At 60.6% G+C, this 14,060-nt stretch carries 13 protein-coding genes; 6 read left to right on the forward strand and 7 right to left on the reverse strand.

The window, feature by feature from the left end; all coding sequences use genetic code 11:
- Positions 1-92: 92 nt before the first annotated feature.
- A complete protein-coding gene (locus tag E5J99_RS00755) occupies positions 93-2,825 on the reverse strand; it encodes a PQQ-binding-like beta-propeller repeat protein (RefSeq protein WP_135495806.1) in 2,733 nt (910 codons plus the stop codon).
- Between the two features lie 36 nt (positions 2,826-2,861).
- Entirely contained in the window at positions 2,862-3,413 is a 552-nt protein-coding gene (locus E5J99_RS00760) for a hypothetical protein (RefSeq protein ID WP_135495807.1), read from the reverse strand.
- 240 nt (positions 3,414-3,653) lie between these two features.
- On the opposite strand from E5J99_RS00760, the gene E5J99_RS00765 reads away from it, so the two are divergent.
- Together E5J99_RS00765 and E5J99_RS00770 are read left to right on the forward strand one after the other, a co-directional pair.
- On the forward strand, positions 3,654-4,193 hold the full coding sequence (locus E5J99_RS00765) for a hypothetical protein (protein WP_135495808.1): 540 nt from the start codon (positions 3,654-3,656) through the stop codon (positions 4,191-4,193).
- Positions 4,194-4,251: 58 nt separating this feature from the next.
- On the forward strand, positions 4,252-4,812 hold the full coding sequence (locus E5J99_RS00770; RefSeq protein ID WP_135495809.1) for a hypothetical protein: 561 nt from the start codon (positions 4,252-4,254) through the stop codon (positions 4,810-4,812).
- Between the two features lie 231 nt (positions 4,813-5,043).
- Here the strand turns inward: E5J99_RS00770 and E5J99_RS00775 are convergent, their stop codons facing one another.
- On the reverse strand, positions 5,044-5,985 hold the full coding sequence (locus E5J99_RS00775) for a hypothetical protein (protein ID WP_135495810.1): 942 nt from the start codon (positions 5,983-5,985) through the stop codon (positions 5,044-5,046).
- Between the two features lie 323 nt (positions 5,986-6,308).
- Here E5J99_RS00775 and E5J99_RS00780 point away from each other — a divergent pair, with 323 nt between their 5' ends.
- Positions 6,309-7,808, forward strand: a complete 1,500-nt coding sequence (locus E5J99_RS00780) for an APC family permease (RefSeq protein WP_135495811.1) — start codon at positions 6,309-6,311, stop codon at positions 7,806-7,808.
- Positions 7,809-7,899: 91 nt separating this feature from the next.
- Here E5J99_RS00780 and E5J99_RS00785 read toward each other — a convergent pair whose 3' ends face one another.
- The 4 genes from E5J99_RS00785 to E5J99_RS00800 form a co-directional block, all read right to left on the reverse strand.
- Complete coding sequence (locus tag E5J99_RS00785; protein WP_167851916.1) at positions 7,900-8,598, reverse strand: carboxypeptidase-like regulatory domain-containing protein; 699 nt, start codon at positions 8,596-8,598, stop codon at positions 7,900-7,902.
- Between the two features lie 230 nt (positions 8,599-8,828).
- Entirely contained in the window at positions 8,829-9,413 is a 585-nt protein-coding gene (locus tag E5J99_RS00790; protein ID WP_135495813.1) for a methyltransferase family protein, read from the reverse strand.
- A 115-nt stretch (positions 9,414-9,528) separates the two neighbouring features.
- Positions 9,529-9,906 (reverse strand): hypothetical protein, encoded by a 378-nt coding sequence (locus tag E5J99_RS00795; protein ID WP_245318654.1) that lies wholly within the window; start codon positions 9,904-9,906, stop codon positions 9,529-9,531.
- A gap of 68 nt (positions 9,907-9,974) precedes the next feature.
- On the reverse strand, positions 9,975-10,715 hold the full coding sequence (locus E5J99_RS00800; protein WP_167851917.1) for a DUF547 domain-containing protein: 741 nt from the start codon (positions 10,713-10,715) through the stop codon (positions 9,975-9,977).
- Positions 10,716-10,925: 210 nt separating this feature from the next.
- Here E5J99_RS00800 and E5J99_RS00805 point away from each other — a divergent pair, with 210 nt between their 5' ends.
- The 3 genes from E5J99_RS00805 (at position 10,926) to E5J99_RS00815 (ending at position 14,059) form a co-directional block, all read left to right on the forward strand.
- Positions 10,926-12,254 carry an NAD(P)/FAD-dependent oxidoreductase gene (locus E5J99_RS00805; RefSeq protein ID WP_135495815.1) on the forward strand — a complete coding sequence of 443 codons (1,329 nt, stop codon included), beginning with the start codon at positions 10,926-10,928 and terminating at the stop codon, positions 12,252-12,254.
- Between the two features lie 107 nt (positions 12,255-12,361).
- Entirely contained in the window at positions 12,362-12,589 is a 228-nt protein-coding gene (locus tag E5J99_RS00810; RefSeq protein WP_135495816.1) for a hypothetical protein, read from the forward strand.
- Positions 12,590-12,673: 84 nt separating this feature from the next.
- Positions 12,674-14,059: a 4Fe-4S binding protein gene (locus E5J99_RS00815; RefSeq protein WP_135495817.1), complete on the forward strand. Its 1,386-nt coding sequence runs from the start codon at positions 12,674-12,676 to the stop codon at positions 14,057-14,059.
- Position 14,060: the final 1 nt, after the last annotated feature.

The following is a 14,060-nucleotide window of genomic DNA, read 5'->3' on the forward strand; positions in this document are numbered from 1 at the left end:
ACATTGCCAAAGTAATCTGATTACCGTGGCACGCGAGATGTCTCACTGCGTTCGACATGACGTTGTTTGCTTAACAACTAACCAACACACACTCAATTCATCTTCAAAGCGGTGCGGCGCAGCTCGTTGCCGATGACGCGGTAGAGCTGATAGGTGTTGGTGCTGCTGTCGTAGTCTAGGCCCACGGTTGGGAGGCTGCTGTCGAAGGGCTGGCCACCGACCAGGCGCCCCTGGGAGTCGTAGATGTAGGCCTTGCGCGGGCCGGGCTCGGTGAGCACGTAAGCGCGGCGGGCCGGGCCAAAGTTGAGATACTGCACTGATTTGGGGCCGGACGTCACAAAGCGCTGGCTCAGCAGCAGCCGGCCCGTGGCCCCAAACAAGCTTAGGCGGCCGCCATCTTCGCGGGCCACCACGTAGTCGCGCTGGTTTTGGTCGGGAATAAGCTGAAACACCGAGTTACGGCTCCAGGTGGCGACCCGGCTGCGCTCCACAATGTCGCCGCTCAGGTTGAAGCTCACCCGCTCGCCGTGCTGGGTAATGACGCTCAGGCGGGTACGGCGCAGTGTGGGGCCACTCTCCACAAAAGCGCCCGAATGCAGGCGCGCGCCCATGCTAATGGGAAAACCCGGATACACGCTGCCCTGCTCATCGTAGGCATACACGTAGCCATTATCCAGCAGCACCACAATCACGTCGCGCCCCCCCACCACGAGGTAGTGCGGCGGCGCGGCCAGGCCAAACTCCATCTGCTTCGGCTGCCAGCCGGGATACGCCCGCCCGTTGGTATCGTAGAGAAACAGGTTGCTGCCCCCGCCCCCCACCAGCAGCCGCGCGGCCGTTCGGCCGCTCCCCGGCGACACCGTAAGCGAAGTAGCCCGCACGCTGTCGGGCAAATTCAGCGGAAAGTTGGGCTGCTCCCGGCCGCTTTCGTCCAGGGCATGAATCTGGGTGGGCGTAGCAAACAAATAGCCCCCCGAACCGCCCGCCGCCCGGCTGATGCGGCCTACCACTGGCCCCGGCAGCGAATCGGACCAGGCCACTACGTTGTCGGGCGTCACGTAGTGCAGCACCTGCTGGTCGTCCTGCACCACCACGCCCGCTACCCGCGTCCCGATGACTGGTACAAGCGTGGGTGCGCTGGTCAGCGGCGTTTTGAAAGCCAGGGCCCCACCCGTGCCATTTGCCGATTGCGGCTTGGCCACGGCCGGCCCAATGGCAGGGTGGCGCAACACGAGTTGGGTGAAATATTGCGCGCCGGGTTCTCCTTCGTTGGTAGCGGGCACAAATTGCAGCGCTATCTGCGGGAAGCGCTTAAACAGCGTCTCATTGCGCAGCAACCCGGCGCGGCGCTCTTCTACCAGGGCACGCAGCAGCACGTTCCAGCTGTTGCGGGTATCGATAAGCACGCGCATGCGGGCCAACGGCTGGGTTTCCTGCAAAAAGGCAACCTGCGTGGGAGAGCGGCTCCAGACTTCGCCCGCCACCACGTCGGTCAGCCAGAGGCGGAGGGCTTCGGCATCTTCCCCAAAAGCCACATAGTCGCCGACTTGTACCACGGCGGGCGGGCCAAAGCCAGTGAACATGGGGCCTAGCAAGCGGGCAGGCAGGTCGGGCACACCGGTTTGATACAGTTGATACGGCCCGACCCGCTCAAAAGCCGGACTGGCCCCGCTCAGCCGCCGCAACTGCCCAAGCAGCACCGCCGTTCTGGCCGGGTTGGCACAGTAGGCCAGCGCCAGCCGGGCCGGCTTAGTGCGCGCCGAGGGTGTGGCCAGGTAGCACAACGCCACTTCCTGCATGAGGCCAGCGGCCAGGCTATCGACCAACGGCGCGGTGCGCAGGCTCAGCGAGTCGGCAGCGGCGGGGCGGACGGACCGCAGCACTTGCACCGGCCCCAGCCCCAGGTGCACCACTATAGCGCTGCGCAACGACAGCACGTCGGCCATTCGTAGCCGCTGGGCGGGCTGCTGGCGCAGGCGCTGGTGCAGGGCGTCGCGGGCGGGTTCGGGGTTGGCAAAGCCGTTGAAGACGACCTTATTTCCTGCCAGCTTCATTTCAAACTGCCCATTGCGGGCCAGGCTGCTTACGGCCGCGAGGTCAGGCCCCGAATCGGCCCGGAAAAATACGCTCATGAACTGCGGCAGCCGCCGGTAATTAATCAGCAGCGTAGCATCCACATCCTTGAGCTGCAGGAAGTCGGTGCTCTGAAAATCGGCGGCTACTGATGGCAACCCTGGGTGCTGCAAGCGCCGCACCACGGCTTCCACCAGGTCCGCGTTGGCACTCATAATAAGGCGGTTGCGATAGTTGAAGAAGGTAACACCCTGCTCGGTAGCCCGCTCACGCACGTTCGTCAGCTGCTCGCCCTGGTAGTCGCGGCTCAGCACCTGGTAGCGGGGGTCGCGGCCCAGGCCATCGACGAGCGTACGCACCTGCCGGTATTCGCGCACACTCCCGATGGGCACCTGGAAGAGCACATCGAAAGCTTGCGGGCCGGTGACATGCACCGATGTCAGCACTTTTTTCGTGCCCAAAAAACGCAGTACCGCGTTGCGAGTGCCCGTGAGGCTATCGACCAGCGTGACGTGCTCCTCCACCTGCTGGAAGTAGCGCACGGCCGTTAGGTTGTCCCAAAGCTGCGTTTCCTTGAGATGGCGCACCAATGTGGCATGGTCGCGGGTGGCGGCCACAAACACGGCATCATCGGGCACCAGCGCCCACGCATCGACGGGCACACTGGCCACGACGCGCCGGTAATAGATATAGGAGCCCAGGGCCGAAACCAGCAGCAGGCCAAGCAGAAACACCAGAAGCTTATGCGACATTACGCGGTGGCGGGGAGTAGCGGGGGCCAAAAATAGCTATTCGGCACCCAACTGCGCTACCGGCAGCCGGGCAGGCTCCACATGCACACGTACGAGGTTGCTGACGAGGCGCACCCGGGGCACCCGTTGCAGCTGCTGGCGAACCGCTTCCCGGTGCCGTTTGGTGCGAGCCCGCCACTCTTCCTGCGTTACATCCGGCGGCAGGCTGCTCCAGCCCATCCATCGCTCCTGCTGGGGTTCCAGGGTTGAATAGTGAAAGCGAATAGCGTAGTCGCCGGCCGGCAGAGTCGGGTAAATTTGGCTGATTTTGAAGGAGTACTTTGCCTCTTTCTCCAACGGGTCGAAGCTAGCTCGCGGCGGTAATCTGATAAAATCCGTTGAGTCGATGTCGTTGAGGCAGATGCACCGCCCGGGTTCCTGCTGCAGCAAGCCCGGCGTTAGCTGCTGGGCACTAAAGTAGGCCGCTGGCACCCGCAACAGCCCATCGGAGCCATCCAAGGCATACACCAGAGTTACGGCCGAATCAGCTGTATTCCCGATGCGCACCCGAAAGAGAATCGGCTCGCCCGCATAGGCAGTCGTTTGCACAGGCTCGATGGTACAGGCCAGCACACGCGCCGCAAGCCGTGGCCGCGCCAATTGCTGAGCCGTGCCAGGCAAAGCGACAATACCTAACAGAAATAGCAGCAGAAACAACCAACAACGGCGCATCGGGCGGGGAGCGAAAGAAACCAGCCACCTTGCGTGCGGCTGGTCCGGGTACGAATCGTATCTTCGACAAGATACATTCTTTCGAATTCCATGCTTCGTCGTTGGCTTCAGTTGCTTTTGCCTTCTCTGCTGTGCGCGGCTTGCTTCCAGATTCGGGAGCCCGAGCCCGCCGATGCCGTCAGCGACTGGATTACGCCCACCCAGATTGATATTCTACTGACCAACTTCACCACCGCCGTGCAGCGACCCAACGTGACGAACTACGAGCGCTGCTTCAGCGGCGCGGGCTACCGCTTCGTGCCCGACCCCACGGCGGCGGGCACGGCCGCTTCGCTGTTTGCCAACTGGAGCGTGAGCGAAGAGCGCGACTATTTCAACAGCCTACGCCGCCGCACGGCCCCATCGGCCCAGAACCAGCTCATCTTCACCGACCGGCGCGACCAGTTCTTTACGGCTGACTCGGCGGAGGTATCGGCTTTGTATCAGCTGCGGGTCGTACAGCAGGACACGGCGTTTCGCCCGGCGCTGCTGGCCGGCAACATTCGGCTGCTGGTGCGGCGGCGCAACAACGAGTGGAAAATAGCCGGCTGGCGCGACCAGCGCACGTCGGCCAGCGCCAGCTGGACCGATTTGAAAAAGTATTTCATCACTCGCTAACTTCCCCCACCTCAGGCAGTTATTTTGCCGACCGCTACTTCCTTCTAACGTATTCCGCATGCTGCCCTGGCTATCGTCTGCTTTTTCCTCGCCTGCCCGCCGCTTCCGGAGCGGGGTGGTGGCCGTGGTGGGCGGCGCGGCGGTGCTGGCGGCCTGCAACCCATTCGCGCCCGCCCTCGACGATGTGCCCACCGACCCAAACCAGCTGCTGGGCAACCCCGTGACCGTGCGCGGCTTTTTTGAGCGGTTTCGGGCCAGCTACCAGCTGCGCGACTCCACGCTGTACGGGCAGCTGCTGGACCGCCGCTTCACCTTCACTTTCCGCGACTTCGCTAACAACGTGGACCGTTCCTGGAACCGCGACGTGGAAGTGAATACGACATACCGCCTTTTCCGGGCCGCCCGCACCGCCAATCTGCAGTGGACCCAGTACCTACCCACTTCCGACACGGCTTTTTCCGATACGCTGGCCTACGTCGAGCGGTCTTTCAGCCTCACCATCGAGCAGCGCGACAACCAGACCTTTACCGGAGCCGGTAGTGCCCGCCTCGTACTGGTGCGCAAAAACCGTATGGACCCCTGGCGCATGCGCAGCTGGTACGACCGTAGCGAGTTCTGAGCGGTTGCTGTAATGAGCGCCATACGAACGGGCTCAGGCTTTTACGAAACCCGTGTACCCGGCCGGCCTGATCTGGTAGTGGCTTGCTGAAACAGACCTCTTCTCCAGCTCTCTTCTAAACGAAAAAAGGGGCGAAACAGAATCTATCTGTTTCGCCCCTTTTTATACTTATAAATAACTAATAATCAACCTATAAAAATCAACTACTCAACTATAGAATTAACTGATAAATCAACGCTTAAAGCATAGATAGATATAATCGCCACCGGCACCTTTGTTGAGGTCGACGCCGACCCGCTCCCAGCCTGCGGGCGGCTGCACCGTCGAGCTATTGCTGGCTACCACGCCCACTTCCCGAACCGGCGACCCGAAGCCTACATGCCGCGACACGTAGGAATAGATGTAGTCGCCGCCGGCACCCTCGTTCAGGTCCAGCTGCCCGACATAGGGAGAGTTAGTGGTATTCTGAGCGTACCACAGCGGCTCATGGTCGGCGGGCACGGATGGATTTGCGGGGTTGGTGCTGCGGGTTTTGATGCTGAACTGCCGCAAGGGTCTGCCGTCAGCAAACTGCACCCAGTAGGGCTCCCGGGTGAAGGTGAAGTAGATGTATCGGCCGCCGGCTCCTTTGTTCAGATCCAGGTTCAGCATGGTGTAGCCCGGAAACTGCCAGCTCGCCCAGTTATTGTCAATCAGCTTCATGTCCAGAATGTAGCCATCGGGATTATTAGGCGAGCCCCCGATGTTTTCGCTGCTGACAAAAGTGTACGTAGGAGGCGTGTAGCCGCCCCCGCCGCACCCGTCGCAGGGCTCTTCTATCACTGGATATCTAGCGCCTACCGAACTTCCGCCGGCTCCTATTCCGCCTTTGCCGGCCGTCAGCACAAAGTCGCGCTTGGGACGTGTAATACGCACATCTCCGGTGCTGGCCACTTGGGTAGTTTTGCTGACGTACTGACCAAAGGCGTCTGCTTGCCGACCGGCTTCCACGTCAGCCGTAAATTTCTGCCAGTTGAGCTGTTGCGCAGTCAGGCTGGCGCCCACGGCTTGTTGGGTAGTGGCGGCGGCTTTGGGAGCAACCTCCTGCGTATCTTCCTTGCTGCAGCTGAACAAGCTGCTCAACGCGCCCATAGCCAGGGCGGTAATACCGAATCGTAGAGTTGAGAATTGCATAGATAGGTACGGATGAAAGTGAGAAACAACAGAATTGGACAACCACTGAAGCGCGGCCAAACAGCCGCCGCGACAACCAGACAAGGCTGCTGTGCTTATCGTTGAAGCAAAGGTAGACCGGCTAGGGAAGCTGGAAATAATACTACACCAACCGGGCGTTGCCCGGGACCAACTTCTGGTTCGGGCCGTAATTCGTGGCCGATGAGCCCCTACGCAGGCTACCAGCCACGGGGCGGCTTATGGGTTGGAGTTGGCGCTGCAGCAGCTAAAGCAGGAGTTTTCTTTTCTATCTTCCGGCCCTCAAACTCCCTGACTTCTGCTTTATGCCCGAACAACAAGGCCACTTTCAGCGCGCCATCACCCTTTTCGACGCCGTCATGATCGTGACCGGTAGCATGATTGGCTCCGGTATTTTCATTGTTTCAGCCGACATCTCCCGGCAGGTGGGCTCCAGCGGCTGGCTGCTGGTGGTGTGGCTGCTAACGGGCGTTATCACCCTGGCCGGGGCCGTGAGCTACGGCGAGTTGGCCTCCATGTTCCCCAAAGTGGGCGGGCAGTATGTCTATTTGCGCGAAGCCTACAACAAGCTGGTGGCTTTCCTCTATGGCTGGACGCTGTTTCTGGTAATTCAGACCGGTGTAATTGCGGCCGTGGCCGTGGCCTTTGCCAAGTTTACCGGCGTGCTGGTACCGTGGTTCAGCGTCAAAAACCTGTTGATTCGGGCCGAGCCCGTGTCGTTGCCGCTGGTTGGCGACTACACCTTCGAGTTCAGCAGCGTGCAGTTGCTGGCCATCATTCTGATTATCGGCATCACGGCCATCAACGCCCGGGGCGTACGGGCCGGCAAGCTCATTCAGAACGTATTGAGCAGCACCAAGCTGGTAGCCCTGGCGCTGCTCATCATCGGAGGGCTTACCCTGGGCTTGAACGCCGAGGCAGTGCAGGCCAACTTCGGGGATATGTGGACCGCCGTGCGCTTCCCCGCGCCCGGCCTCACGGCCGCGCCCCTGCCTCTGAGTCTGAGCGGCTTGGTTGTGGCCGTCGGCATGGCCATGACGGGTTCCCTGTTTTCGTCGGACTCCTGGAACAACATCGGTTTTGCGGGCGAGGAAATCGTGAACCCGGAGCGCACACTGGTGCGCAGCATGGCCATTGGCACGGCCATCGTTACGGTGTTGTATATCCTCTCCAACGTGGTATATCTGCTGGTGCTGCCTCTGCAGGGCTCCCCCGATGCCACCACACTGGCTGGGCGCGGCATCATGTATGCCACCGATGACCGGGTGGCTACTGCCGTAGCCGAGCACGTACTCGGGCCAGCCGGGGCCGTAGTGCTCGCCGTATTGATTATGCTCAGCACGTTCGGGGCCAACAATGGCATTATTTTGTCGGGGGCGCGGGCTTACTTTGCCATGGCCAAAGACGGCGTATTTTTTCCCGGCCTGGCGCGCCTGAACACGGCCGGTGTTCCGGCCCGGGCGCTGTGGGCCCAGTGCCTGTGGGCCTGCTTGCTGTGTCTGAGCGGCTCGTATGGGCAGTTGCTCAACTACGTTATGTTTTCCGTAATTCTGTTCTATGTCATCACCATCATCGGCATCTTCGTGCTGCGCCGCACGCGCCCCGAGGCGCACCGCCCCTACCGGGCCTGGGGCTACCCAGTGCTGCCGGCCATTTATATCGTGCTGGCTTCGGTTTTCTGCATCATCCTGCTGGTAGCGGAAGACACCGCATTGTTTTCGCGCCGGGGCCTGATGCTGGTGGCGTTGGGCATCCCCGTCTATTTCCTCTTTGGCAAACGCTTCGCTGGGAATTCGAGCAAGTAGAGTCTCAACCCGACAGCCACCCACACACAAAGGGCTTCCCAATAACTGGGAAGCCCTTTGTGTGTGGGTTTTACTGAGCAAGTAGCACCGCTTACCGCCGCCGCTTTTTGCCGCCTTCCGAAGGCGTGAGCGTTACGTTGACCGGCTGAGCACCCCGGGCCCGAATCTCTTGGTCCTGATAGCCGCCGTAGCCATATACCAGCGTGTTTTCGCCCGCTGGCACTTCCATCGTGTAGTTGCCATTGGCATCGGTGCCCGTGCCTTTGCGCGAACCTTTCACCAGCACGGTGGCGCCTGCCAGGGGCCGACCATTCTCATCCAGAATACGACCCGAAAGCGTGATGGAAGCCGGCTCGGCCGGAGCAGCCGGAGCGGTAGCCACTGCCTCGGGCTCAGGGGCGGCTTCGGGCTGGGCGGCTTCGGTAGACTGCACCGGCTGGGCGGCTACCACGGCGGTAGCGGCAGTCGGGCGAACTACGGGCTTAGCTACGGCAGCCGCTGCTGCGGTGGCTTCATCCTCTTCAGGAGTAGTGGTTTCTTTGGCCTTCTCCTCCACCGGCCGGCTGCCAGTCACGGTAGCATCGCCGAGGATAATAGACGGCATAACGCTGGAAATGGCGGATTTTGCCGTTTGAACGGGCACGAAGGCGTAGCCCAGGCCAGCTAACAGCACTAGAGCTCCCACAATTATTGCTAGGCGGCCATTACCGGACGAATAATCCTCTTCCTCGCTGGCAAGCAAGGCGGCATCGTCTTTTTCTGGTTCATTAGAGGGGGTAGATGTACTCATAGGTGTGGAAATTGGGGGGTTGAAGAGATGAGCGGTTAGCCTGATATAAAGCAGCAAGCAAGCCTGTAATAACAACCTTTTAGTTGTAGCTTTAATTAGGGTTGATAAAGATATAGAAATACTCATTCAACGTCCTAACATTTCCGTAACCTCACTGCTGATTTTCCCGTACTTGCCCCGCCATTTCCTAACCCGCTCCTGTAGAGACAGATACTGTCAGTGGCCCACCGCTACGCTATGCGAGGTAACAATTGCGGCACGCGCTGCTGGTAGCGAACGTACGCGGCCCCGAAGCGCCGCAGCAGCTTACGCTCCTCCAGCCGGGTTCCGAGCAGAATATACAGAACCGCGCAGCCGACGAAAACACTCCCGGTAGTGGTGGGCAGCAACAGCCAGATTCCGGCCAGCAGCAGCAGCAGGCCCAGGTATAAGGGGTGGCGCACCACGCGGTTCAGGCCCTCAACCTGCAATGGGGTGTCGGCGGCCCCGGCTCCGTGCCGTACGTAGCGCCAACCCGCAAATTCACCTACGTCGTACCCGCGAATTGCCAGTACGGCTACGGCTACGCCAGCGGCCAGCAGCACGCCGCCCAGCACCAGTAGCGCAGGGTGGTAGGGCAGCAGCCGCAACGCCGGCAGACTCAGCTGATACCGCACAATAGCCATGAACAGCCAGACCGACAGCTGATTGTAGCCAAGGCGGTAGAAGCGAAAAGCCCGGGGCCAGCGCTGGGCCACCCGGTTTTTCACCCACAGCGTAGCCAGCAGGCTGTGCAGCATGTAATACAGAATCCAGAGTACGGCCAGTACTACCATAGGTAAGGTTGAGGTATGAACGCAGCTACAGCCATCAGTGGATTCCTGGGGCGCTGGCAGCCACAAAAAAGCCTCGTGCAAAGTGGCACGAGGCTTCCAAACGGTTTATAATATGCTAGTCGCGGGGCGTCTGGGGCGGGCCGCTGAGACCTTTTTCGCCAAACTTCTGCTCGCGGGTGCGCAGGTCCATATCCTTCTCCACGCTGCCCTCCGATTCGAAGCCCGGGCCCTGGGCCTGCTCGCCGGCGTTGGTGTGGTCGTTGGCACCGTGCGGAGTCAGGTCGTCGCCGCCGATGTGCAGGTTTTCGAGCTGGTCTTTCTGGTCGCTGCGCTGGGTGTAGCCATTGGCGCCGGTGTTGCGGGCTGCCGAAGGGTCATTGGCCTGCTTGCCGTTGCTTTCGCCGGCTTTGTATTCCTTCTCCTTTTCGAGGCGCTCGTTTTTGCTGATGGCCCCGTTTTGGGTGATGTCTTCGTTTTCGTTATCAGTAGCCATGATGGGTGGTGCTTAGAGTACTACACTAGATGTACTAGCTGCTTACGCACCACCGGCGGCGAGGTTGGCTACCGCCCGCTGTCATTGAGCGTCCAGTCGTAGGTATAGTAGTCAGTGGTGAAGCCAGCCGGAATCAGCTGACGGCCCCGAAACTGGTTGATGTAGGCCACCGTGGACTTACCAGTGGCCTTAAAATCGGCGTCGTACCATTTGAAAATCTCGGAGAGCTGCACCTTTTTCGTGCTTTCCTCGACCCGGATAAACTTCGGATTCCGGAGCACGCGCTGGGCCTGCGCCGTGAGTTGGGCTTCGACCTTCGCGGGCGTGTAGGCTTCCCGGCTGAGCTGCGGGCAGCCCTTGGCGGCGCACACCAGCGCGAAATGCACGCGTGGGTCGTTGTAGGGCTTGCGGAGCTTGTTGGTTTCGAGCTCGTTCAGCGTCATTTTCTCGCCGGCTACCGTCAGCTGCTTCTTGTCGAAAAACCCCGGCAGCTTCATGACCGACGTCAGAGGGTAGCTTTCCAGTACCGCCCCAATGACCAGCACATTATACGCGTTCAGGTAAAATGCCTTTTTCTCGGCGGGCGTCAGGCTCTGCACGGCCATCGTCTGCACTTGCTGGACCAGCGTGTTCAGCTGGGCGGGGCTGCTTTTGACGGCCCGGTAGTTCACGTTGCCTTCGGGGCTGACGTACTTTTTTAGGAACGTATCAGTAGCCGCTGCCAGGGCTTTTACATCGGCCGCCGCAACTGCATGGGGCGTGGGCACGGCTCTAGCCATGGCCACGCTGGCCACCGGTGCCGTGAGCATACCACAAGCCACCAGGTAAGTCCCGATATAACGCTTACATCCAAACATGAGCAGAAAAAGTAAGTTTTAGTGACAACGACGAAGCCCACAGGCAAACCTTACGCCACAAACGTAACACCCCAGCAACCGGATTGTGTGATTTGCCGGTTACATTTGATTTCCCCAGGTTTACTAGGAGCTTTTTCCTGCTTTTCGTGCTTTCCCCCTCGTATGCGCCTTCTCATTATTGGTAATGGCATTACCGGCGTTACGGCCGCCCTGACGGCGCGGCGGCTACAGCCTGAGGCTCAGATTACCCTTGTTTCGGACGAAAGTGAGCACCATTACTCCCGCACGGCGCTCATGTACGTGTACATGGGCCACATGCGCTACCAGGATATCAAGCCGTACGAGGACTGGTTTTGGCGCGAAAACCGTCTGACACTGCTGCAAGCTACCGCCACTCACTTTGACGCCGAGCAGCAGCACGTGGAGCTTAGTACTGGCCAACTTCTGCCGTATGATAAGCTGCTGCTGGCCACCGGGTCGGTGAGCCGCGTAGCCGACTGGCCGGGGCAGCACCTGCGCGGTGTGCAGGGCCTCTATAGCCTGCCCGACCTGGCACGCATGGAACAAGACACGCAAGGCATCGGGCAGGCGGTGGTGGTGGGCGGCGGCCTGATTGGCGTAGAGCTGGCCGAAATGCTGCATTCGCGCGGCATACAGACCACCGTGCTGGTGCGCGACGCGCATTACTGGGGCTCCGTGCTGCCCGCGCCCGAAGCCCGGATGGTCGATCAGCAATTCACGGAAAACCACGTAGCCGTGCAGTACCAAACCGAGCTGGCCGAAATTCTGGGCGATGCCGATGGCCGGGTGAGGGCCGTGCGCACCACCACGGGCGAGGAAATTGCCTGCCAATGGGTGGGCCTGGCCACGGGCGTCACGCCGAACGTCGGCTTTGCTCAGGCGTCGGGCGTGGAAACCGACCGGGGCATTCTGGTGGATAAGCTGCTGCAAACCAACGTCCCGAATGTATATGCCGCCGGCGACTGTGCCCAGCATCGCCAGCCCGGCACCAATGAAGTACCCATCGAGCAGCTTTGGTACACGGGGCGCATGCAAGGCGAAACGGTGGCCCACACCCTATGTGGCACGCCCCAGCCCTACCAACGCGGCGTGTGGTTCAACTCGGCCAAGTTTTTTCACCTCGAATACCAGACCTACGGCCGCGTGCCCGCCCAGCCCGAAGCCGGCACCGACAGCTTCTACTGGGAGCATGAAAGCGGCCACCACGGCCTGCGCATCAACTTCGAAAACGCTCCGGGCTACGCCGTCACGGGCTTCAATGCCCTGGGTCTGCGGTTGCGCCACACCGTGTGTGAGCACTGGATTCAGGCCCGCACTCCGATTCGGGAGGTAGTGGCGGCGCTGGGCGCCGCCAACTTCGACCCCGAGTTTTATCGCCAGCACGAAGCCGATATGGTGCGGCAGTTCAATCAGCAGTTTCCGCAGCACGCGGCCGTATTGCAACGCCGCAAAGGTCTTTTTTCGCGGTAACTGCTGGGCGAAAGCAGATTTGCCTGCAGGTTCTTTCCTTGGGGCGCTGCTGAATTATTTTGCCCGGTTTCCGCTTCTTGTATCGTCTCTTTTTTCTGCCACTACCCATGGATTTCTCCAAGCTCTACCGCCCCAGCGCCCTGAACAGCTACCAGTTTATTGCCTTCACGGGCCTGATAATGAGCGGAGCGGCGCACCTGATTCTACTCTATTTCGTGCACCGCCTGCCTGAGGGCTTTTCCTGGCTCTACCTGTGCTGGGCGGGGCTGTACCTCGTTGGCTCGCTGATGAATCTGTTTGGCAAGCCCAGTGAGGATCCTCACCATCACCATTAATCTGGGGCGGCGGCGTACTTCCTTACCGCCAATAACTTATATTACTGCTCTATTTCCGCTCTTCCAACTCGCCGCCTCTTTCTGATGCCCTCTTCCCCCGCTGCTGACAGCCTGTCGCTGACCCAGCCGCCCCTAACCGACATCTCGCTTGCGGAGAAAAGCACGCTGGCAGTCATAGGAGGCGGATTTCTGGCTTTGCTGGTAGCTGCTTCCGACGCCGATGCCTGGCGGGCCCGGCTTAGCCTCTACGCGGCCTTAACGCTTATCAGCGGCGGCACCCTGGCCTGGGCATGGTACAAATTCGGTCGCAAGCCCGCTGGCGTGCAGCAAGACAACCTGTGGCTGCGCGGCAGCACCAGTCGCGGCGCGTTGGCGTGGGTCACGGCCGTTGTGCTGACCGGCTTTTACGTGCTGCTGTACTGGTATAGCTCGCCCGACGACAAAGGCAACTTTGGGCTGCTCAACGGCCTCGTGCACACGCTGGACCCCTCCAGCCAAGCCTTACGCCAGCGCCCCGCCGACCAGTGGTTTCTCTACGGCACCTTCTACACGCTGGCTATTCTGCTGATGGGAGGCCGCGCCCTCTGGAAATACCGGCAGTCGCCTTACCAGCTGATCCGGACTGGCTCGGTGATGTTTTTTCAGCTGGCCTTTGCCTTTCTGTTGCCGGGGCTGCTGCTGTTCTTTCAGCAGCCCGAGTTCTATTTCACCTATTTCTGGCCCCTGAAATACGACTACCTGTTTCCCGGCACCATCGACTACTTGGTGAAGGATGGGCAGGCGCTGGGCGTGTTTATGGTGTTTTGGGGCGCGGTGATGTCGTTTCTGGCTACCCCGGTGCTCACCTACTTCTACGGCAAGCGCTGGTACTGCTCGTGGGTGTGCGGCTGTGGCGGCCTGGCCGAAACGGCCGGTGACCCCTACCGCCAGCTTTCCGACAAAAGCCGCGCAGCCTGGCGTTGGGAAGTACGCATCATCTACCCCGTTCTGGGGCTTATTATTCTGGTCACGGCTGCTATGTGGCTCAATCAGGTGCTGCACGGCGCACTGCTGGGAGCGGCGGCCGACGGTCTCTACCGGTTCTACGGCTTCTTTATCGGGGCGGTATTTTCCGGCGTAGTTGGCGTAGGGTTCTACCCTATTATGGGCAGCCGGGTATGGTGCCGCTTCGGCTGCCCTATGGCGGCCTATCTGGGCTTGCTGCAAAAGCATTTTTCCCGCTTTCGTATTACCACGAACGGCGGGCAGTGCATTTCCTGCGGCAACTGCTCCAACGTGTGCGAAATGGGCATCGACGTGAAGCAATATGCCCAGCGGGGCGAGCCGATCATTCGGGCCTCCTGCGTGGGGTGCGGCATGTGCAGCACGGCCTGCCCGCGCGGGGTGCTCAACCTGGAAAACGGCCCCCGCGACGGCCGCTACCAGAGCTCAACGCTGATTCACGCCGATAGCCTCCGGATCTTATCCTAGC

The sequence above is a fragment of the Hymenobacter elongatus genome (assembly GCF_004745955.1).
GTDB lineage: Bacteria > Bacteroidota > Bacteroidia > Cytophagales > Hymenobacteraceae > Hymenobacter > Hymenobacter elongatus.

Excerpts from the sequence above, each read along its gene's own strand:
- E5J99_RS00755 (WP_135495806.1), bottom strand. The coding sequence starts at position 2,825 with ATGTCGCATAAGCTTCTGGTGTTTCTGCTTGGCCTGCTGCTGGTTTCG.
- E5J99_RS00770 (WP_135495809.1), top strand. The coding sequence starts at position 4,252 with ATGCTGCCCTGGCTATCGTCTGCTTTTTCCTCGCCTGCCCGCCGCTTC.
- E5J99_RS00775 (WP_135495810.1), bottom strand. The coding sequence starts at position 5,985 with ATGCAATTCTCAACTCTACGATTCGGTATTACCGCCCTGGCTATGGGC.
- E5J99_RS00780 (WP_135495811.1), top strand. The coding sequence starts at position 6,309 with ATGCCCGAACAACAAGGCCACTTTCAGCGCGCCATCACCCTTTTCGAC.
- E5J99_RS00785 (WP_167851916.1), bottom strand. The coding sequence starts at position 8,598 with ATGAGTACATCTACCCCCTCTAATGAACCAGAAAAAGACGATGCCGCC.
- E5J99_RS00790 (WP_135495813.1), bottom strand. The coding sequence starts at position 9,413 with ATGGTAGTACTGGCCGTACTCTGGATTCTGTATTACATGCTGCACAGC.
- E5J99_RS00795 (WP_245318654.1), bottom strand. The coding sequence starts at position 9,906 with ATGGCTACTGATAACGAAAACGAAGACATCACCCAAAACGGGGCCATC.
- E5J99_RS00800 (WP_167851917.1), bottom strand. The coding sequence starts at position 10,715 with ATGCTCACGGCACCGGTGGCCAGCGTGGCCATGGCTAGAGCCGTGCCC.
- E5J99_RS00805 (WP_135495815.1), top strand. The coding sequence starts at position 10,926 with ATGCGCCTTCTCATTATTGGTAATGGCATTACCGGCGTTACGGCCGCC.
- E5J99_RS00810 (WP_135495816.1), top strand. The coding sequence starts at position 12,362 with ATGGATTTCTCCAAGCTCTACCGCCCCAGCGCCCTGAACAGCTACCAG.
- E5J99_RS00815 (WP_135495817.1), top strand. The coding sequence starts at position 12,674 with ATGCCCTCTTCCCCCGCTGCTGACAGCCTGTCGCTGACCCAGCCGCCC.